Here is a 19962-nt window from a genome sequence, read left to right on the forward strand (position 1 = left end):
CTACAACGTGCTACGTACCCTGGAGGACCTGAGTGGACTGACCACCCACGCGGGTAACGCCGGAAGCGCATCGGACATCACCGGTATCTGGAGCTAGCACCGGTATCTGGAGCTAGCCGGGCGGGCCGTGCCCGGGACGGCGCTCGTCCTGGGCACGGCCCCGCCTCGTCACCGACATCTCCGCCCCGGCCGAGAGGGTTAGGGCGCCGGGGTCGGGGTGGTGGGCGACAGTGACATGGTGCCCGCGCCGGGGATCGGGGAGGCGGCCGCGCCCGGATCCACCAGGGGGCCGTCCGCCGTCACGTTCAGGGTGCCGCCCGCCGCGCCGGACTCCGGCGCGGTCGGTGAGTCCCAGGTGGCCCCGGCGGCGTCCGGGTTCGCATGCTTGGTGACGAAATCCTTGATTACGTCCGCGGAGACCGTCGAGCAGCGCTGGGTGCGGTCCCAGGCGGTCAGGACGAAGTGCTTGTTGTCGACGAAGGTGCTCCGGGGCCAGGGCACACCGATGAACCGCGGCCCGGCGTCCGCGGCGAGCTTGCGCAGCTTGTCGACCTGATCCGTCGGCAGGCTCTTGTCGTACCAGCCGATCACGAAGCCGTGTTCGAGGTTGTGTACGGCCCGTTCCACCGAGATGCCCGAGTTCGGGTTGTAGAAGGGAATGCCGTCGGGCAGGGGGTCGGGGTTGTGGTTACCCGAGGATGGCGGTGACGCCTCGTACGTGACCGCCGTGCTGACGTGCGTCGAGCCGCGGAACGGGTCGTTCGCCGTGCCGGTGCACCCGGCCGCGGTGGCGGCAGCCGAGGCCTGCGCGACGTAGCCGACCTTGCGGGCCTCGTTCTTCGATCTGCTGTCCGCGACGCTGTAGATGATGATGCCGACGAGGAGCGCGACGGCGACGAGCCCCGACGTCCCGTAGATGAGCAGCGCGCGGCGGCGTTCCCTGCGCTTCTGTTCACGGCGCAACTGCTCGAGCCGGGTGTTGCGTTCGACGCTCTTCTTACCCACGGCAACTGATCCTACGAAGTGTTGCACCACGTCGTCCGGGCAGGATGGATCCGACCCGCCGAACACCACCGGACACGCCCTGTTCCGCCACGCCGCACCGTGACCGTGGCGTCCCGGATCATCCCGGAGCCGGGCCACCCGGGATCGGTCGGCCACGAGGTCAGCGGTGGAGGACGAACGCCGCGGTATCGCGGTCCGGTCGGGCGGGTGCGGGCGCGGCGGCGTGCCCGACCCCGACCGCGCCCATCGGTGTCCAATCGGCCGGCAGGTCGAGCACCCGGGTGACCACCTCCGGGCAGAACAGCGTCGACGACACCCAGCACGACCCCAGACCCTCCGTGGCCAGGGCGACGAGCAGGTTCTGCACCCCGGCCCCGACGGAGACGGTGAACATCCGCTCCTCGGCGGCGGCGCGGCGGGCGTCCGGATAGGGATGCGCGCCGTCGAGGAGCATGATCGGAACGATCAGCAGCGGGGCACGCCGCAGCACCTCGCCGCGCCGAAGCCGACGCTCGACGGCCGCCTCGTCGAACCCGTCGCGTCGTAGATCGTCCGCCCAGGCTTCGGCCATCGCGTCGAGCAGCGCGGCGTGCCGCTCGGTCACGATCACGAAACGCCATGGTGTGGTGTGGTGCGGGGCCGGGGCGGTGAGTGCCGCCGCGATCGCCCGGTCGACCGCGGCCGGGTCGACCGGGGTGTCGGAGAAGTCCCGCACGGTGCGCCGGTCGCGCAGCGCCGCCCGGCGCGCCTCGAGGGTGCCGAGGCGGAACATGTCATCACCAGCGGGACGCAGCAGCGCCCGCCCGCCGGCGCCGTCGTCGGGCAGCCGGCCGTAGCCGCGGACGACTGCCACCGGTGTGGCGCCCAGCTTGCCCTTGACGAGGTCGGCGGCCGCGGCGAGCTCGTCGGCCTCGGCCACCTCGGTCATCCCCAGCTCGTTGCCGTAGCCGTCGAGGTCGCCGACGTGGCTGCGCAGCGCCGCCATGCCGGCCACCCCGATGGCCATGTCGGTCAGGCCGCGCCGCCACGGCCGTCCGGCGGTATCGGTGACGATGACGGCGACATCCACGCCGAGCACGGTGGCCAGGCCCGACCGCAGCCGCCTGGCGCTGGCGTCCGGATCCACCGGGAGCAGGGCGAGGGAGTCCTTGGCGATGTTCGACGCGTCGACCCCCGCGCTGGCGAGGACGAAACCGTGGTGCGTCTCGACGATCCGGGTCGGGCCGCGCCGGGCGACCTCGCGTGCCGATTCACTGTCGATCATGGCCTGTCTGGCTTCCTCGCGGTCGCCGGACACCGTGACGAGCCGTCCCTCGGCCTTCGAAACAATCTTTGAGGTGACCACGACGACATCGCCGTCGGCGAGTGTCGGGCCGTGCGTCCGGACGGCCGAGGCCACCAGGACGGCGAGATCGTCGCCGGAACGGACCTCGCCGATGCCGGTGAGCGGGAACACGCGCAGCGCCCGTTCCGCGCTGCGCTCAGGCACCGGCGAGCTCCAGAGCCGCCCGGACGATCGCCACCGTGGCCTTCAGATCGGTCATCAACAGGGGTGTCGCGGCCACGGTCGCGCCGGGAACGGTCGCGCCGGCGTCGGCGGTGTCGACGAGCCAGCCGTCGAGCAGTCCGTCCGCCGTCCCGTCTCCCGGGCGCGGGGCCGTCCCGTGCCCGGTCGCGGCGGGTGCGGTGGCCGGCCCGGCGGTGGCCGGCCCGGCGGTGCGCCCCCGGCCGCCGTAATGCACGCCTACCGCCTGGGCGGAGGTCTCGACGCCGATGGCGGCCAGGCAGGCGTCCGCCATCCCGCGCACGGCCGAGCCGCCGATGATCGGCGACACCCCGACCACCGGCGCCGCGGTCTCGTGCACGGCCGAGCGGATCCCGGGAACGGCGAGGATGGTGCCGATCGAGACGACCGGATTCGACGGGGGGAGCAGTACGACGTCCGCGTCGGCGATGGCGGCCAGGACGCCGGGCGCGGGCCTGGCCTTTTCCGCGTTTACCGGGATGATCGCCTGTGCCGGCACGGCGGCACGCAGCCGCAGCCACCATTCCTGGAAGTGCACCGCGCGCTGGCCGTCGGCGTCCGAGATCACCACGTGGGTCTCGACCCGCTCGTCCGACATCGGCAGCAGCCGTACCCCCGGCTTCCACCGCTCACACAGCGCCCGGACCACGTCCGAGAGGGAGTAGCCGGCGTCGAGCATCCGGGTGCGCACCAGGTGGGTGGCGAGGTCGCGGTCGCCGAGTCCGAACCAGGCCGGCCCGACGCCGTAGGCGGCGAGTTCCTCGGCCACGACGAACGACTCGCCCTCGCGCCCCCAGCCCCGTTCGGCCGAGATCCCGCCGCCCAGAGTGTACATGACGGTGTCGAGATCGGGGCAGATGCGCAGTCCGTGCAACGTGATGTCGTCGCCGGTGTTGCCGATTACCGTCACGTCGGCCTCCGGCAGTGCCGCGAGCACGCCGCGCAGGAACCGGGCGCCACCGATCCCGCCAGCCAGGGCTGTAACTCTCACACCGACCAATCCTGGCACCGCGTCCCGACGGATGGGGCACCGGTGGGCGGTGGTGGATCTCCCGGCCGGGGTGATAGCGGCCACCGCCGGGCCGCGGACGGATTTCTCCGGACCGGGGCGGGCGCGCCGGTCGTGTTCCTGACCGAGCCTCGGTCGGGGTTCCTAACCGAGCCTCGGTCGGGCGAACAACGGCGTCATCCATCCGTGGAACTCCGGCTTTGCCGGTATCGGCGTGTCCGTGCAGAAGGCCGAGAGCAGAAAGTGCACGAGATGGCTGGTCGGCCGGGAGGGCGCAGGGTTGGCGAGCCCGCCCTCGATGGTGGCGACCACCGCGTCCGCCGCGAGCTCCCGATCGGGTTCGGGCACGAAGTCGTGCACCGCGGCGAGCGCGAGCCCGTGCAGCCAGTCGTGCAGCCGCTCGTGGTACTCCATGACCGGCGCGGCGTGCGGGGCGCGTTCGGCGACACAGGGATGCAGCGTGCGGCGCCGCTCGACCGAGTCCAGAGCAAGGAAGAGCTTCGCCGCCGGGTCTCCGGGCAACGCTGCGATCCGGTCGACCTCAACGTCAAGCAGTCGGTTCAGCACCGCCGCGAAGGCGTGGTCCTTCGACCGGAAATACCAGTAGACGGAGCCCGGTTCGATGCCGGCGGAACGGGCGATCTCCGCGATGGACGTCCCGGCGAACCCGCGGGCCAGGAACTGCTCCTCGGCGACGGTGAGCAACGCATCGATCCGTTCCTCGCGGGGAACCTCCTGGCGGTTGCGTGGCACCTGATCAGCGTAACGACTCCCATGGTGGGGCAGGAGAAAATCGATGCCCAGTAGCGGTAGCCCCCGTGCGGTACGCCGGCGCCCGGCGGCGCCGTCCCGGCGCCGGCATGATCGGAATCGTGTCCCGGTGTCGGTGGGTGCACTCCGGCCGGGCTCGGGTAGCGGGGTCCGGTGGACGTCTCGGGCGGATGTGTCCTGCTCACCGCCTTTCTCTTGATTCCGATTAGAGAGAGCTGTGAGAGTGAATCTCAGCTCTCTACGTTGCTGGAAGGACCGTCATGTCCGACATCAGGACCACCAAGAGCCTCGAAGCCCTGTCTGCCTCCCTTAATCGCGCGCTTGCGGGGGCCCGCGCCCCCCAGGTCGTGGCCGCCCGCCGGGCCCAGATGCGACAGCCCACCGGTACGACGCCGGCCGGGTCCGACGTCGCCGGCGCCGGCCGGCGAGCCGACCGGACGCAGGCTCTGGTCGAGACGTTGGCCTCGCGCCGGCGGACGAATATGTTGATCGGCACGCTCGACCGACTGCGCAGACCCGCCACCGGGTGGCGTGCGGCCGGCCGCGTGACCCCCTGACTCCGGGTCGACCGGGTCTCCTGCCGAACCGCTCAGTACCGTTTCGACACCGCATCCCTTCGATCCCGATGGCCACCGACCGGACCGGTTCACCTGCCGGGCGCCGGGGCGCCGCCGGAGAATCAGAGGAATTCATGATGAGTACGGCGGCGACATCCAGCGGTGCCGAATCCAGCGGTGCCGAATCCAGTTCCCCACCGTCCCCACCGTCCCCGTCGGCGCTACGCCGGGCGCTGCGCCGGGCCCGGGACGGCGCCACGCTCGACGTGGTGGAGGCCACCATTCTGCTGGCCGCGCGCGGCGATGACCTCGCGGACCTGTGCCGCTCGGCGGCCCGGGTCCGCGACGCGGGTCTGGCGTCGATCGGGCGGCCGGGTGTCGTCACCTACTCGCCGAAGGTGTTCATCCCGTTGACCCGGTTGTGCCGGGACCGCTGCCACTACTGCACCTTCGCCACAGTGCCGCACCGGTTGCCCGCCCCCTACCTCACGGTGGACGAGGTGCTCGGCATCGCCCGGGCGGGCGCCGCGGCGGGCTGCGCCGAGGCGCTGTTCACGCTTGGTGATCGTCCCGAGGATCGGTGGCCGGTGGCCCGGGAATGGCTCGACGCCCACGGCTACGACTCGACGCTGGGTTACCTGCGTGCCGTCGCGATCGCCGTGCTGGAGGAGACCGGTCTGCTTCCGCACCTCAACCCGGGTGTGCTGAGCTGGGTGGAACTCGCCCGGCTCAAGCCGGTGGCCCCGTCGATGGGGATGATGCTGGAGACGACCGCGACCCGCCTGTGGTCGGAGCCGGGCGGGGCGCACTACGGATCACCCGACAAGGACCCGGCCGTCCGCCTGCGGGTCCTCACCGACGCCGGGCGGCTGTCGATCCCGTTCACGACCGGCCTGCTGCTCGGCATCGGGGAGACCCGGACGGAGCGGGCAGAGACGATCTTCGAGCTTCGAGGTCTGGCCCGCCGCTATGGGTCGATCCAGGAGGTGATCGTCCAGAATTTCCGCGCCAAGGACGACACCGCGATGCGCTCCGCGCCCGACGTCGGTGCCGAGGAGTTGGCCGCGGCCGTTGCGGTCACCCGGCTGGTGCTGGGCCCCACGATGCGGGTGCAGGCTCCGCCGAACCTCGTTGACACCGTGGAGTGCGCCCTGCTGCTTTCGGCCGGCATCGACGACTGGGGCGGCGTCTCCCCGGTCACCCCCGACCACGTCAACCCCGAGCGGCCCTGGCCGGACCTGGACGTCCTGGGGGCCGTGACGGCGCAGGCCGGGTTCACGCTGCGGCCCCGGCTCACCGTCTACCCCTCCCATCTCGGTGAACCGTGGATCGACCCGCGCCTGGCCGGACACGTCGGGGCGTTGGCCGGCGTGGACGGCCTGCTCGCCGACGGCGTGCTCCCGGCCGGCCGCCCCTGGCAGGAGCCCGACGGCGGACTCGCTGATACCGGCCGCACCGATCTGCACGCCGCGGTCGACACGGTCGGGCGCCGCAGCGAGAAACGGGCGGACTTCGACACGGTCTACGGTGACTGGGAGTCGCTTCGGGCACAGGTCAGCGCGGCCGGGACGGGGGCCGACGGAGTCGTCGGCACGGGCAGCCGGGCCGGCGCGGCTGCCGGTGCCGGCGCGGCTGCCGGTGCCGGTGCCATGCGGCGGATCGACCCCGACACGCTCGCCGCCCTGCGCCACGCCGGGTCCGATCCGGCCGGGATCACCGACGCCGAGGCGCTGACCCTGTTCGGCGCGGACGGCGCCGCCCTGGAGGAGCTCTGCGCGCTCGCGGACGGATTGCGCCGCGACGTCGTGGGCGAGGACGTCACCTACGTCGTCAACCGCAATATCAACTTCACCAATGTCTGCTACACCGGATGCCGATTCTGCGCGTTCGCGCAACGCCGTGGGGACGCCGACGCCTACACGCTGTCCCTGGACGAGGTGGGCAGCCGGGCAGCGCAGGCCTGGGCGGTCGGCGCGACCGAGGTCTGCGTCCAGGGCGGGATCCATCCCGATCTACCGGGCGCCGCGTACTTCGATCTTGCCCGTGAGATCAAGCGGCAGGCGCCGGGGTTGCATCTGCACGCCTACTCGCCGATGGAGGTTCTCAACGGCGTCACCCGCACCGGCCTGTCGGTCGGCGACTGGCTCACCGCGGCCCGTGAGGCCGGCGTCGACACGATCCCCGGCACCGCGGCGGAGATCCTCGACGACGATGTCCGTTGGGTGCTGACGAAGGGCAAGCTGCCCGCGGCGAGCTGGGTCGAGGTGGTGACCACCGCGCACCGGGTCGGCCTGCGCTCCTCGGCCACGATGATGTACGGGCACGTGGACACCCCCGCACACTGGGTGGCCCATCTGCGCCTGCTACGGCGCATCCAGGACTCCACCGGCGGCTTCACCGAGTTCGTGGCCCTCCCCTTCGTCCATCACAGCTCGCCGATCTACCTGGCCGGTGTCGCCCGTCCCGGCCCCACCCGTCAGGAGAACCGGGCTGTGCACGCAATGGCGCGCATTCTGCTGCACGGTTCGATCGACAACATCCAGTGCTCCTGGGTCAAGCTCGGGGTGGAGGGCTGTCGGGCCGTGCTCACCGGTGGGGCGAACGACATCGGCGGCACGCTGATGGAGGAGACGATCAGTCGGATGGCCGGCTCGCAGCACGGCTCGCGGCGCTCCGTGGCCGAACTTGAGGAGGTGGCCGCGGGGGCGGGTCGTCCCGCTCGGCAACGCACCACCACGTATGGCCGGATCCCTGACGAGCGCTTTCGCGCTGCCCGGGGCCGCACCGTCCGGGCCATGCTGCCGGTGGTGTCCTGACACCCGCCAAGTTCTGATCACTAAAAACTACTCTCCGTAGTCGAATAGGCTGGGGTTGCCGGGTCTGGCGGCTGATCGGTATGCGCCTGCGGCGGTTGCCCGAGCTCAGACCTGCCCTTTTAGGGGTTTATGCCCTTTAGATCTAGGCGGGATAATGCCGTTGCCGCGACCCATCTGATCGCGCAGAGTGACGGAAAGGAAGGTTGCGTGGACCCTCGGCGACAGGCTGTAGTGACTGTGAGCTATTGTCTCATCGCTGGTTGTAGAAGATGTTGCGACGGTGGGGTTGACGCGATCGAGTCTGGAGCGTGTAATTACCGGCGTGTCATTCCCCCCGCTGGCGGGGTTCGTGCGGTAGTGCGTCGCCTGACCGGTGCGGAAACTAGTCACCTGCGCGCCGGCGCCCAGGGGTGGCCGACCGCACCGCGACGGGTCTGGAGGAGTCCACATGGAGCACGCCGACGCGGGCGTCCACACTGTCCTCGCGGACGTCGAGCGTCCCGCTGAGCATGACCCGTTCGCTGATCACCCTGAGCGGGTGCTCACCGAACGGCACACCCGGGCCACATCCGAAACGGTCCCGCGGGCGCGGGTGCCGGCCACGGCCGCTCCCGTCCTCCCCGAGTTGACCGGTCGGTCCGTCGCCGAGGACACCGACCTCGTCGAGGACATCCAGGACGACTCCGTCGAGGACATCGACGATGTCGACGAGACCGATGTCGACGAGACCGATGTCGACGAGGCCGACGAGGCGGAGACCGAGGACTTGGAGGATCTTGGTGGATCGGCCGGGAGGTCCGCCCTCGCCCAGGTGATCGATCTGGGGATGGGGGACCTTCTCGGCGAGGCGATGGAGTGGCAGGAACGCGCGCTGTGCGCGCAGACCGATCCCGAGGCGTTCTTCCCGGAGAAGGGCGGCTCGACCCGCGAGGCCAAGCGCATCTGCTCGGGCTGTGAGGTCCGGGCCGAGTGCCTGGAGTACGCGCTGGAGAACGACGAGCGGTTCGGGATCTGGGGCGGCATGTCCGAGCGGGAGAGACGCAAGCAGCGACGCCGAGCGGTCTGAGCCCGACCGGTGACCGGCGGTCGGCGCATGACGGGCGATCCGGGCAGGTCACAGGCGGCCACGGTCGCCGCGGTGACCGTGGCCGATGATGCGGGGCCCCCGGTCGTCGCGGTCTGCGTGCTCGGTCGAGGGTGTGGTGGACCCGACGTCGCCGCCCAGGTCCGGGCCGCCCTGCGTGCCCAGACCAGACCGCCGGACCGGGTCGTCGAGGTGCGGCTCGGTGGCGGGGGATGCGTTCCCCGGCAACGCGCGTCTCCCCTGGACGGGGACAGTCGCCTCCCGTCCGCCGACCATCCCGTCGACCCGGGCACCGACGGCGCGGATGCTCAGGCCGGTGACCCGGTCGCCGAGCCCCTTGTCGTAGAGGTGCCGTCCGCCACACCGTTCGGCGCCGCCGTAGCCGTGGGGCTGGCTCGGCTGGGGAACCCACCGGAGCACGGATTCGTCTGGCTCCTCGACGACACCGCGATCCCCGCCCCGGGCGCATTGCACACCCTGCTGGCCTACGCCCGGCTGGACCGGGGCGCCGCCGTCCTCGGCCCCAAACTGCTCGCCCGCGCTCCGGAATCCGCCCCGCCCGCCGAAGCGGGCGGTTCTGCTGGATCGACAGGTGCGCGGTCCCGGCCGGTGACGAGACCCCGGGTGGTCGAAGCCGGGGTGAGCGTTGACCGGGCCGGGCAACGGCATCCCGGAATTCGCCCGGACCATGATGATCATGTCCAGTGTGACGGGGTACGTGACGTCCTCGCCGTCGCGTGTTCGGGCATGCTCGTGCGGGCGGTGGTCTGGCGACTGCTGGGTGGACTCGACCCCGAGCTCGATGGTGGTCATGACATCGATCTCGGCTGGCGGGTGGCCCGTGCCGGCCTACGGGTCGTCGTCGTCCCGTCGGCCACGGTGACCGTGACCTCGGCCTCAGCCTTTTCCGGGGGGCCGGCCTTCCCCAGGGCATCGGCCGACCGTGCGGGGGCTCTACGGGTCCGGCTGGCGAACACGGCGACGGTGCTGTTTCCGGCGATGGTGGTCGCCCTGCTCGTCGGAACGGTCGTGCGCACCCTCGGCCTGCTCCTGCGCGGCCGACCCCGGGCGGCGCTCGCCGAGCTCACGCTCGCCGGTACCGTGCTGGGGCGGCCACGGCAGCTGCGCCGGATGCGTCGGCGCGCCGCCCGCACGTGGGCGGTGCCGCATCGGGCCGTCCGCCCGTTGTTCCCGGCCCGCCTGCCGTGGCGGCGCGGAGCCGGCGCCGATGATCTCCTTGATCGGGCCGGAGTCGCCGAAGACGTCGCCGACACCACCTTGGTGGTCACCGGGCCCAGGCCGGATGTGCACCCGCGCCGGCAGGCCTGGCCGCCGACGACCCTGGCGGCCCTGCTGGGTGCCGTCGGGCTCCTGGCCATGCGTGGGATGCCGGCGGACATGCTCGGCGGGGGCCTGCCGCTCCCGGCCGGCAGCCGGAACCTGTGGTCGGCCGTGTGGTCTGGATGGGCGGGGGCGCCCGATGGACCTCTGAGTGGTCCTGGGCCGGCACCCCCTTTCACCGCGCTGCTCGCCGCGGCAGCCACTCTGCTGGGGGGGAGGCCGGCGCCTGCCGCTTGGATCCTGCTGGCGGCAGGCCCGGCGCTCGCGGGCCTGAGTGCCTACCGGGCCCTCGCCCGGCTGGGACCACATCCGGTCGCCCGGTTCGGGCTCGCCGCCGGCTACGGGTTGAACCCGGTGATGACCGGGTCGGTCCTCGCCTGCCGCACCGACACCGTGGGCGCGGTGATCGGCCTTCCCCTGGTGCTCGCCGCCGCCGACGCGGTCCTGCGGGACCGGCGGGACGGCTCCGGCTTTGGCGTCGGTGGGGCGCCGGGCCGGCAGGTGTGGACGCTCGCGATCTGTCTGGTTGGGTTCATCGCCTGCGCCCCGTCGACGCTGGCCATCGCCTGGGCGGGCCTGGTCGTCGTCGCGTTCCTGACTGCGCGGTCCAGGCTGCCCGGGATGATCGTCGCTCTGCTCGCGACGATCATCCCGGTGCTTCCGGACCTGCGGGTGGATCCCGTCGCCGTCCTCACCGAATCGGCGATCACCCTGGCCCGGTTGCCCCAGTACTCCCTGGCCCTGCTGGCCGGTGCGGACAGCGGACCCAGGGCCGATGTGGCCGGCTTCGTCGGTGGATGTCTGGCCTGGTGGTTGTTCGGCCGCCTCGCGGGCCGGGAGCGGGGCCGCCGGCGGCGCACGGCCGTGCTGGTGGTCCTTCCCGTGACGCTGTTCCTCCTCGTCGGGCCGCTGATCCTTGCCGCCCGGTTCCTGGCCGTGGACGCGGCCCGGCCCGACGACACCACAGGGGCGAACCCGGCCGGCGTCGAGGGGTCCGCCCTCGCCCACGCGGTCGCGGCCGTGACCCGCGCCGCCGGGCCGGGTGCCCGCGTCCTCGTCCTGCACCAACCGGCCTCGGCCAGAACGATCCGGTACACCCTGGCCTCCGCGTCCGGGCCGACGTTTCCCGAGGCCGGCGCCCGCACCCCGCGGCGGTCCGGCCGGTTCCTTGCCGACATGGTCGCGGACCTCGCCACCAGCGGTGGCCGGGCAGCCGGCTGGCTCCCGCTTCTGGGCGTGACATCGGTCGCTGTACCTACGGTCGACTCGGCCTCTCAGCTCGTCGCCCGACTGGACGCGACGCCGTCCTTGATCCGGGATCGTCCCCGCCCGGGGGCGATCCTCTGGCGCCCCGCCGTTGCGGCCCGTGGTGCGACGGCCTTGGGAGAGCCCGGTGGGACCGCTGCGCCGCGACCGGACGCGTCCGGGTGGGCGGGCGGACCCCTGGCCTGGGTGATGGAGTCCGATCGGGCCGATCGCCGTGAGCCGGTGGCGCGGCACTCCGCTCCCGCGGCGACGAGGCCGACAACCCGCCCGATCGGTACGGCGCCGGGTGTTCCTCCCCTCCTCTCGGCGCCGCTGCCGCCAGCGCCCTCCTCGGTACGTCGGTTGGCCTCCGGCGAGCGGTTGCCCGCCCTCGCCGCCCGGTCCGGCCCGGCACGCTGCCTGGTGCTCGCCGTACCGGCGGATGCCGGATGGCACGCGTGGCTGGAAGGCCGGCCGCTGGCTCCGTTCCGGGCGTGGGGCTGGGCAGCCGGATTCCAACTGCCGCCCGACGGCGGTCGGCTCCGCATCGACCACGACCGGACTTCACCCCACCGGGCAGTGGTGGGCCAGGCTGCGGCACTCGCCGCGCTCGTCCTGCTGGGAATCCCGGTCCTGCTGGGAATCCCGGTCCTGCTGGGAATCCCGGTCATGCGGTCGCGGCGGATGGCTCCCCCGGCTGCGACGCAGCCGGGGCGGGTCGGGAAGGTCGAACGGCCGTCATACCAGCGGCCGTCATACCAGCGGCCGTCATACCAGCGGCCGTCATACCAGCGGCCGTCGTGTCACGTCGTGGTCGTTTCGCGGACGGTCGTTTCGCGGACGGTGCTGCCGCTGGCGGTCCTCGGACTGCTCGGGCTGACCGGGGCGTTCCTCGCCGGCACCGGCACCGGCACCGGCACCGGCACCGGCATCAGCACCAGCGGCACCAGCACCAGCGGCACCAGCACCGGTGCCGGGAAGGGACGGATCTGGCCGCTGTCAGGCGCCATGCTGGCCTGCCCGGACCTGACGCTGGTGGCACCCGATCCGGACGGGCCGGGCGGGCGGGCCCGTTCGCTCGGCCTGGACGTGGCCGCCGGCGGTGGACCGACGGGCCGGGTGCGGGTGCCCACGGTGGGGCCCGAGGTGCCAACCAAGGGGCTTGGACTACGGATGGACGCCCGTGGTCGACGTCACCTGGACCTTCCGCGGCCCTCGGAGAGCAGCGCCGTCACCGGTGTGGCGGGCGGCCGTGGATCGATCCTGGTGACCGCCCAGGGTGCGTCCGCCGGGGGACTGTCGGCCACCGTGACGGCCCGGGACAAAGACGGCGTCGGGTCAATGGACGGCGTCGGGCCGCTTCAGGCGCGTTGCGAGCCGTCCCGGGCCCGGGTCTGGTTCACCGGACCATCGACCGTGGCCGGTCGGGATCCGGTGGTGATCTGGTCGAATCTGGCAGATGAACCGGCCCGGATCAACGTGCGGGTGCTTTCCGACGGACCGGCGACGTCGCCGCAGGACATCACCGTGCCCCCGGACCACGCGGTGATCCGGCGACTCGCCTCCCTCGCACCGGAGGCCACCGCGACCGCGCTCGACGTCCAGGTGCGCTCCGGCCGGGTTCTCACCTGGGTCGCGGACCGGCCCAGCGCGGGGCGTACGGACTCGGTGCCGGGGACGGACCGGGCGGGGCGCGCGGATCCGGTGAGCCTTGTCCCGAGCACCTCCGCCCCGGCCCGGCGTCTCCTGCTTGGCGGGGTCGTCGTCCCGGCGGGGTCCGCGTCCTCGACGGCGCACCTGGTGCTCGCCGCACCGTTGCGGGAGGCCACGGTGCGCATCACGGTCCTCACGGGTACGGGTCGGCACACGCCGATCGGTCTGGAGGCCGTCGTCGTGCCCGCCACGGGTGCGATCACCACGCCCGTGCCGCTGCCGGCGGGCGCCGCCTCGGCGGTCCTGGTCGAATCGGCCGATGACGCACCGGTGCTCGCCGGACTGGCCGCACCGTCGGGCCGGGCGGGAGAGCGGTCGACCGGCTCGGACGGCGGATCCACCTGGGTCGGCGCCACCAGCCTTGATCCTCCGCTCGACCCACGCGGGCTCGACGCGTACGGCCAGGCGGTCGGCCTCTCCGGGCCGACGGGGCTGGCCGCCGGGGCGGGATCCGCGCCGGACGCGGTCGTCTCCCTCCCACCGGTACCGCCCGGCGCGACCGGCGTCGTCGTGCTCGCCGCTCCGGCGGGAGCGGTCACGGCGTGGATCGACGGCGAGCTGGTACGGGTACGGCCAGGCACCGTCGCGACCGCCCGCATGCCGATCGGACGGGCGGGTGGACGGCTTGTCGCGGTCGGCGGCCCGCTGGAGGCCACCGCCGTGATCGGCCCTCCCCCCGGTACGCCGGGGGAGGGCCGGGTATCCGGGGATCCGCCCCGCGGGCCTACCCCCTCCGGCTCCTCCGGCTCCACCGGCTCCGCGTCGTCGACCTTCGGGATGCCCAAGCCCGTGATGCCGCGGAGCATCTCCACCGTCGTTCCGTTGTGGGGGGCGCCGAGGCTCCTCGACGCTCCGGTCTCCATCGAGGATCCCACCGTCCTGTATCAGCGCGGCTAGGCCCGTGTCCGCCGACCCTCGACCTTCGCCTCGTGGCGGGCCGGGCACCGGCCGGCGTCCTCCCAGGACGTGCGGGAGGTTCGTGACGCTTCCGGTCTTCCGGGCCGTCAGCACCCCGCCCTGTCGGTGGCGTCGCCCGTCAGCGGCCGGAAGCGGCGAGAAAGACCCGACCGGTGCCGGTGAGGGTCAACGCGGCGGATCCGGCCAGCAGGGCGGACCGGCCCCCGCGCAACTCCACCGGGGCGACGGTCGTCCCGTCGTCGGCGGTGCCGGTCACCCGGACCGCACCCTCGATGGCCAGCAGCACCATGGGCCGTCCCACGTCCAGGGCACCCCCGGTGCAGATCGCCTCGGTGAGGGCGAAGTCCCCGACGGGGACGTCCCAGCTGCGGAGCAGACCACCGGAGGAGGCCGCGAGGGTACGGGGCATGAGGATCGGTGCCGCGCTCGGAGTGGGATCGAGGATGCGTAGGAGCTCGTCGACATCGATGTGCTTGGGGGTGAGCCCGCCGCGCAGCACGTTGTCCGAGGCCGCCATGATCTCGATACCCAGGCCGGAGACGTAGGCGTGGAGCAGCCGCGCGGGCTGGAAGAGCCCCTCCCCGGGGCGCAGGGTGACGTCGTTCAGCAACAGGGCGGCCGCGATCCCGACGTCGCCCGGGTGCGCGGCCGCGAGCAGAACGATCAGATCGGCCGCCCGCGCGGCGTCATCGGCTTCGGCGTCATCGGCTTCGGCGCTGTCCACCGCGGCGCTGTCCACCGCGGCCCCGTCCGTCGCCGTGCCGTCCGTTTCGGCGTTGGGCGGCCCCGGCGCTGCCGCGCCGTACGGGCCGGCGGCGAGCCGGCGGGCCGTCGCTACGAGGCCGCGGACGAGGTCACGGGCGGGTTCGCGCGGCATGGTCAGCAGGGAGCGGAGCACCTGTGCGGCGCCGCCCGAGGGATCGTCGGCCAGTGGCCGGAAGGCGGCGGTGAGGGCCGGTGAGCCCAGCCGGGCGACGATGGCGAGGGTCCGGCCGGGATCACGCACGCCGGCGAGAGCCCGAAACGGGGACAGCGCGACGATCAGTTCGGGCTTGTGATTCCGGTCACGGTAACGTCGACGTGGATCGCCCAAGCCGAGACCGGCCGCGTCGTCCGCGTCGAACCCGGCCCGGGCCTGCGCCAGGTCCGGGTGCACCTGCAGCGACAGCGCCTTCTCGGCGGCCAGCACCTTGAGCAGGAACGGCAGCGGACCGACGAGGTCGGTGGCCGGACGGCGGATGCCGTCGTCCTCGGCGAGGGCCGTCGCCACCGGATGGGTGCCGAGCCACAACTCCGCGACCGGCTCACCGGTCGCGGCTGCCCCGAGCAGGTTCGGAATCGCGCTCGGGGACCCCCAGGCGTACGACTGCGCCTGACCGTGCAGTGGCAGGACCCGGGCGCCGGATGCCGTCGCCCGAGCGGGCTTGTTCCTGGTGGTCACGGTCTCCCTCGTGGTGGGTGTCCTGCGGCCGGCCAGCCACCGCGGCTCGGCTGTTCCTCGCTGTTACTCGCTATTCCTCGTCGCCCCAGCCGTGGCCCTCCGGGTCGATCACGGCGGGGTCGACCCCCATCATCTCAGCCATCTCGTGGATGATCGCGTCGAGGACGAGCTCGGCCAGGTCCTCGCTGTCGACGGCCCGCGCCTCGATCGGGCGGCGGTAGACGACGATGCGTCGCGGGGTTCCCGACCGACCCTTGCCGCTGGCCGGCTGGTAATGGGCGAGCGGGATCTCATCATCGGTCACCGCCACCGGCGGTACGTCCTCGACGGCGAACTCGACGTCCGCGAGCTCAGTGGACCACCGGTGGTCGAGATGCTCGACGGCGTCCAGGACGAGATCGTCGAAGCGGTCGCCGCGGGTGGTGTAGGCGGGCACGTCCGGCGGAAGGAGAGTGCCCCGGATGCCACGGCCGCGCCGGTCGCGCCGGCGCCGTGGCGGAATTGGCCGGGCGACTGCCGGGAACCGCTCGGGCTCGGTCACCCTGTCAGCGTAGCGTTCAAGGATGGACGGTCGTCCGTCGATCGCGGTGAACTCCGCGCCGCTTCCGGCATCGCTCGGAGCGGTGCGCCGATCCGTGGGCGCGGCAACGACGGTTCCGGTCACATCCCTGCGCTCCATCCCCCATCGCTACCAGCTCGAGGACGGTCCATGATCTCAAAATCGCTCTGGATACGTGCTGAACGAGGGATATTGTATGCGGGCCGCGATGGCATGGTCGACGCCGCGTGACGATTAGTCGTCGCGCCACGCGACACGACCCGAGGTGGTGGCCGTCGTCCGTTCCGGGGGCTACCGTCCGGAACGTGAAGCCTCGGCGCTGCTCCCGCTCGGCCTGTTCCGCAGCCGCGGTCGCCACGCTCACGTACGCCTACGCGGAATCCACGGCGGTGTTGGGTCCGCTCTCCCCGTACGTCGAACCACACTCCTACGATCTGTGCGGCACCCACGCGGATCGGCTCACCGTGCCGCTTGGCTGGGCTGTGGTCCGGCTTGAGGCCGAGGCGCCCCGTGAGGGGGGTCGTGAGGTGGCCGGGGACGATCTGGAGGCCCTCGCGGACGCCGTGCGTGAGGCGTCCCGGCGGGGAGGGCCGGAGCCCCCGCAGGGTCCGCAGGCCCCACCCCCGGGTGGCCGGCGGGGTCACCTGCGGGCCGTTCCCAGTCCGTCCTGATCCGGAGCGCTCCCACCTCTTGGCCGTCCCGGTCAGGTGATCGTCCCGATCTTCCGTTTGTCCTGGTACCGGTGGTTCGGCGCGTGGTTCGGCGCGAGTTCGCCCGGACGCGGTTCCAGCGGTGTCGGACCCGGCGGATAAGGTCAACCGAGCCGGTCGCAGTAGTGGCCGCGCGGCCGGGGGGCACCATTCACCCGGTGCCGGGGGACACCAGGGAGAAGGGGTTGGAAGGGATGCGTGACCTCTCGCGGATCTTCAAGGCGTACGACGTGCGTGGCGTGGTGCCGGCGGAGTTCGACGCCGACGTCGCCCGAGCCACCGGAGCTGCCTTCGTGCGGCTGCTCGGCGCCCCGCGGATCGTGACCGCGCACGACATGCGGGAGTCGTCGGTCCCGCTCGCCGAGGCCTTCGCGGAAGGGGCGGCCAGCCAGGGCGCGGACGTGATCGCCGCCGGGCTGGGATCCACCGATCTGCTCTACTTCGCCGCCGGTTCGCTGAACATTCCGGGTGCGATGTTCACCGCGTCGCACAACCCGGCGAAGTACAACGGCATGAAGCTCTGCCGGGCCGGCGCGGCACCCATCGGCCAGGAGACCGGGCTCGCCGACATCCGCGCGATGATCGAGGCGGGTATTCCCGCCGGTCCCGGTCGTCGCGGCACCGTGGCTCGGCGGGACCTGCTGGACTCCTACGTGCGTCATCTGCGCACCTTGGTCGACTTGGCGCAGATCCGGCCGCTGACGGTCGCCGTGGACGCGGGCAACGGCATGGGCGGGCTGACCGTCCCGGCCACCTTCACCGGGCTGCCGCTGACAGTGATCCCGCTCTACTTCGAGCTGGACGGCTCCTTCCCGAACCACGAGGCGAACCCGATCGAGCCGGCGAACCTGCGGGACCTGCAGGCCGCCGTCCGCAGCTCCGGAGCCGACATCGGCCTGGCCTTCGACGGCGACGCCGACCGCTGCTTCGTCGTCGACGAGCGGGGGGAGATTGTCCCTCCGTCGACCATCACCGCCTTGGTGGCCGATCGCGAGCTGGCCCGGGAGCCGGGGGGCACGATCATCCACAACGTCATCGTCAGCCGGGCGGTCCCCGAGCTGGTCACCGAGCGCGGGGGGGTCCCGGTCCGGACCCGCGTGGGCCACTCGTTCATCAAGGCCGAGATGGCCCGTACCGGCGCGGTTTTCGGTGGCGAGCATTCCGGTCACTTCTACTTCCGCGACTTCTGGCGAGCGGACTCCGGCATGCTCGCCGCGCTCCATGTGCTCGCCGCGTTGGGCAGCCAGGACCGGCCGCTGTCCGAGCTGCTCGGGGGGTACGCCCGTTACAGCGCGTCCGGTGAGATCAATTCCGAGATCGCGGACGCCGCGGCGGCGATGAACGTGATCGAGAAGGCGTACGCGCCGGACGCTGCCGACGTGGACCACCTGGACGGGTTGACGATCTCCTTCTCGGACGGATCCTGGTTCAACCTCCGCCCGTCCAACACCGAGCCGCTGTTGCGGCTCAATGTGGAGGGGCCCGACGACGCCACGATGCACCGGCTGCGCGACGAGATCCTCGCCCGGATCCGGAGCGGAAGGGAAGCCTGATGAGTCTCGACCCGCTGCTGTTGGAGATCCTTGTCTGCCCGTGCAGCAAGCACGGTGAGCTGCGGCCCGACGAGCTGAGCGGCGCCCCCGTGCTGGTGTGCCTCGCCTGCGACCTGGCGTTCCCGGTGCGGGACGACATCCCGGTGATGCTGCTCGACGAGGCGATCCCGTTCTCCGGCGCGTCGGCGTCGAACTGACGCCGCGGCCTCGACGTGTATCTCGACGAGGCGATCCTCGACGACACCGCCCGGATCGACGCCGGTCACGCCGGCGGTCTCCTGCCGCACATCGCCTCCGCCGCCCGCCAGGTCCGTCGCGGTGCCACCCTCGCCCAGGATGCCGGGGTCGGTCGCCTCGCCGCCGACGGACGGCCCCGGGCGGTCGTCGTGGTGGGTGTGGGCGGCGCGGCGCTGGCCGCCGAGGTGCTCGCCGCCGTCGCCGGGCCGGCCGGCCCGGTGCCCGTCATCGGTCACCACACCTACGGCCTGCCGGGCTGGGTGGGGGTGGCCGACGTCGTCCTCGCGGTGTCGGCGTCCGGTACCTCCGCGGAGACCTGTTCGGCGGTGGAGGAGGCGAACCGGCGCGGCGCGCGGGTGGCCGTGGTCGCCCCTGCCGACACCCCCCTGGCCTACCTGGCCGCGGTGGCCGGTGCGCCCCTCGTCGTGACCTCGGCGGAGCGGCCCGCTCGTGCCGTCCTGTGGTCGTTGTCGCTGCCACTGATCATCGTCGCCCGGGCCCTGGGTATCGCGCGGGTGGCGGACGAGGCGATCGAGGCGGCCGCCGTCCGCCTCGAGGACGTCGCGACCCGTTGCCGTTCGTCCAGCGAGTCGTTCGTCAATCCGGCGAAGACGCTCGCGCTCGAGCTGGCCGGTACGTTGCCGCTCATCTGGGGAACCTCACCGGTGACGAACGTGGTGGCCGAACGTGCCGTCACCCAGCTCGCGACGAGCGCGAAGTATCCGGCCATCGCCGGGGCGCTGCCGCATCCCGCCCGCCACCAGGTCGCGCTGTTCGACGGTGCCTTCGGGGCTGGTCTCGCGGCGGCTGGCGACCCGGCGCGCGACGACCTCGACGACTTCTTCCGCGACCGCGCCGAGGAGGACGAGTCGATCCGGCTCCGCCTGGTCCTGCTGCGCGATCCCGACGTCGAACGTCCGGATGTCGCCCGGCAGGCCGAGGCGGCGGTGGCGGTGGCGGCCGAGCGAGGCGTCGGCGTCACTGAACTGCGCGCCGACGGCGGCGGGCCGTTGGAACGGCTCGCCTCACTCATCGGCCTGTTCGACTACACGGCCGTTTATCTCGCCTTGGCGCTCGGGGTCGATCCCGTGCAGGTACCCGCCGCCCACGACCTCAGGCGCTGACAGACCGCCGGAAGGCTGGCTAGTGGGCGGCAGGCTGATCCCCTCTGCCGGATCCCGGTTCGGCGCCGTTCTGGGGTTGCTGCGGCTGTCCCTGGTTCTGCCCGCTCCGGTCCGTGCCAGGGAAGATCTGCTGACCCAGGTTCTGCAACAGGTCGCCGAGGCCCTGACCGGGTGCCGGCGCTGGCGCTGGCGGGGTGTTCTGCAGGCCGCCCTTGGTGCCGCGCGCGACGGTCGGATCGGCGCCGGGCAACGGGACTACCGGCTGGTTGGCCAGGGCGGCCCGCATCGACTTGCTCCAGATGATCGCGGGCAGGTCGCCGCCGAAGACACGGGGCCAGGTCCGGCCGTCGGCGA

The 19962-nt window shown here is 72.6% G+C and carries 14 protein-coding genes and 1 pseudogene; 8 read left to right on the forward strand and 7 right to left on the reverse strand.

Annotated elements, in window-relative coordinates; all coding sequences use genetic code 11:
* Positions 1–198: 198 nt before the first annotated feature.
* The 4 genes from AC08OO_RS09925 to AC08OO_RS09940 all read right to left on the reverse strand — a co-directional run bounded on the left by AC08OO_RS09925 (position 199) and on the right by AC08OO_RS09940 (position 4292).
* Complete coding sequence (locus tag AC08OO_RS09925) at positions 199–1005, reverse strand: DUF3105 domain-containing protein (RefSeq protein ID WP_476618439.1); 807 nt, start codon at positions 1003–1005, stop codon at positions 199–201.
* A 160-nt stretch (positions 1006–1165) separates the two neighbouring features.
* The gene (locus AC08OO_RS09930) at positions 1166–2494 is read right to left on the reverse strand and encodes a coenzyme F420-0:L-glutamate ligase (protein WP_476610230.1); all 1329 of its coding nucleotides are present in this window, start codon (positions 2492–2494) and stop codon (positions 1166–1168) included.
* Positions 2487–3521, reverse strand: coding sequence for a 2-phospho-L-lactate transferase (gene cofD / locus AC08OO_RS09935; protein WP_476610229.1), 1035 nt, complete (start codon positions 3519–3521; stop codon positions 2487–2489). The genes AC08OO_RS09930 and cofD overlap by 8 nt, the downstream gene beginning before the upstream one ends.
* 162 nt (positions 3522–3683) lie before the next feature.
* Positions 3684–4292 carry a TetR/AcrR family transcriptional regulator gene (locus AC08OO_RS09940; protein WP_035940905.1) on the reverse strand — a complete coding sequence of 203 codons (609 nt, stop codon included), beginning with the start codon at positions 4290–4292 and terminating at the stop codon, positions 3684–3686.
* Positions 4293–4570: 278 nt separating this feature from the next.
* Between AC08OO_RS09940 and AC08OO_RS09945 the strand changes: the two genes are divergently transcribed.
* From AC08OO_RS09945 to AC08OO_RS09960, 4 genes are all read left to right on the forward strand, one after another.
* Complete coding sequence (locus AC08OO_RS09945) at positions 4571–4867, forward strand: hypothetical protein (protein ID WP_476610228.1); 297 nt, start codon at positions 4571–4573, stop codon at positions 4865–4867.
* Between the two features lie 134 nt (positions 4868–5001).
* On the forward strand, positions 5002–7683 hold the full coding sequence (locus AC08OO_RS09950; protein WP_476610227.1) for a bifunctional FO biosynthesis protein CofGH: 2682 nt from the start codon (positions 5002–5004) through the stop codon (positions 7681–7683).
* 448 nt (positions 7684–8131) lie between these two features.
* Positions 8132–8749, forward strand: a complete 618-nt coding sequence (locus AC08OO_RS09955; protein WP_476610226.1) for a WhiB family transcriptional regulator — start codon at positions 8132–8134, stop codon at positions 8747–8749.
* Positions 8750–8776: 27 nt separating this feature from the next.
* Positions 8777–13963 carry a DUF5719 family protein gene (locus AC08OO_RS09960; RefSeq protein WP_476618440.1) on the forward strand — a complete coding sequence of 1729 codons (5187 nt, stop codon included), beginning with the start codon at positions 8777–8779 and terminating at the stop codon, positions 13961–13963.
* A gap of 139 nt (positions 13964–14102) precedes the next feature.
* Here AC08OO_RS09960 and manA read toward each other — a convergent pair whose 3' ends face one another.
* Both manA and AC08OO_RS09970 read right to left on the reverse strand, forming a co-directional pair.
* The gene (gene manA, locus AC08OO_RS09965; protein ID WP_476611295.1) at positions 14103–15425 is read right to left on the reverse strand and encodes a mannose-6-phosphate isomerase, class I; all 1323 of its coding nucleotides are present in this window, start codon (positions 15423–15425) and stop codon (positions 14103–14105) included.
* Between the two features lie 70 nt (positions 15426–15495).
* Positions 15496–16089, reverse strand: a complete 594-nt coding sequence (locus tag AC08OO_RS09970) for a metallopeptidase family protein (RefSeq protein ID WP_476618441.1) — start codon at positions 16087–16089, stop codon at positions 15496–15498.
* Between the two features lie 200 nt (positions 16090–16289).
* Here AC08OO_RS09970 and AC08OO_RS09975 point away from each other — a divergent pair, with 200 nt between their 5' ends.
* From AC08OO_RS09975 to AC08OO_RS09990, 4 genes are all read left to right on the forward strand, one after another.
* Entirely contained in the window at positions 16290–16655 is a 366-nt protein-coding gene (locus AC08OO_RS09975; protein ID WP_035908204.1) for a DUF3499 domain-containing protein, read from the forward strand.
* Between the two features lie 233 nt (positions 16656–16888).
* Positions 16889–18247, forward strand: coding sequence for a phosphomannomutase/phosphoglucomutase (locus AC08OO_RS09980; protein ID WP_476611293.1), 1359 nt, complete (start codon positions 16889–16891; stop codon positions 18245–18247).
* Entirely contained in the window at positions 18247–18444 is a 198-nt protein-coding gene (locus AC08OO_RS09985) for a Trm112 family protein (protein WP_011435205.1), read from the forward strand. The genes AC08OO_RS09980 and AC08OO_RS09985 overlap by 1 nt, the downstream gene beginning before the upstream one ends.
* 15 nt (positions 18445–18459) lie before the next feature.
* Positions 18460–19608 (forward strand): SIS domain-containing protein, encoded by a 1149-nt coding sequence (locus tag AC08OO_RS09990; RefSeq protein ID WP_476611292.1) that lies wholly within the window; start codon positions 18460–18462, stop codon positions 19606–19608.
* Between the two features lie 19 nt (positions 19609–19627).
* Here the strand turns inward: AC08OO_RS09990 and AC08OO_RS09995 are convergent.
* Positions 19628–19962 (reverse strand): annotated as a pseudogene (locus AC08OO_RS09995) (transglycosylase domain-containing protein); the annotation flags it as partial.

Source organism: Frankia sp. CeCAU1, from assembly GCF_977971845.1.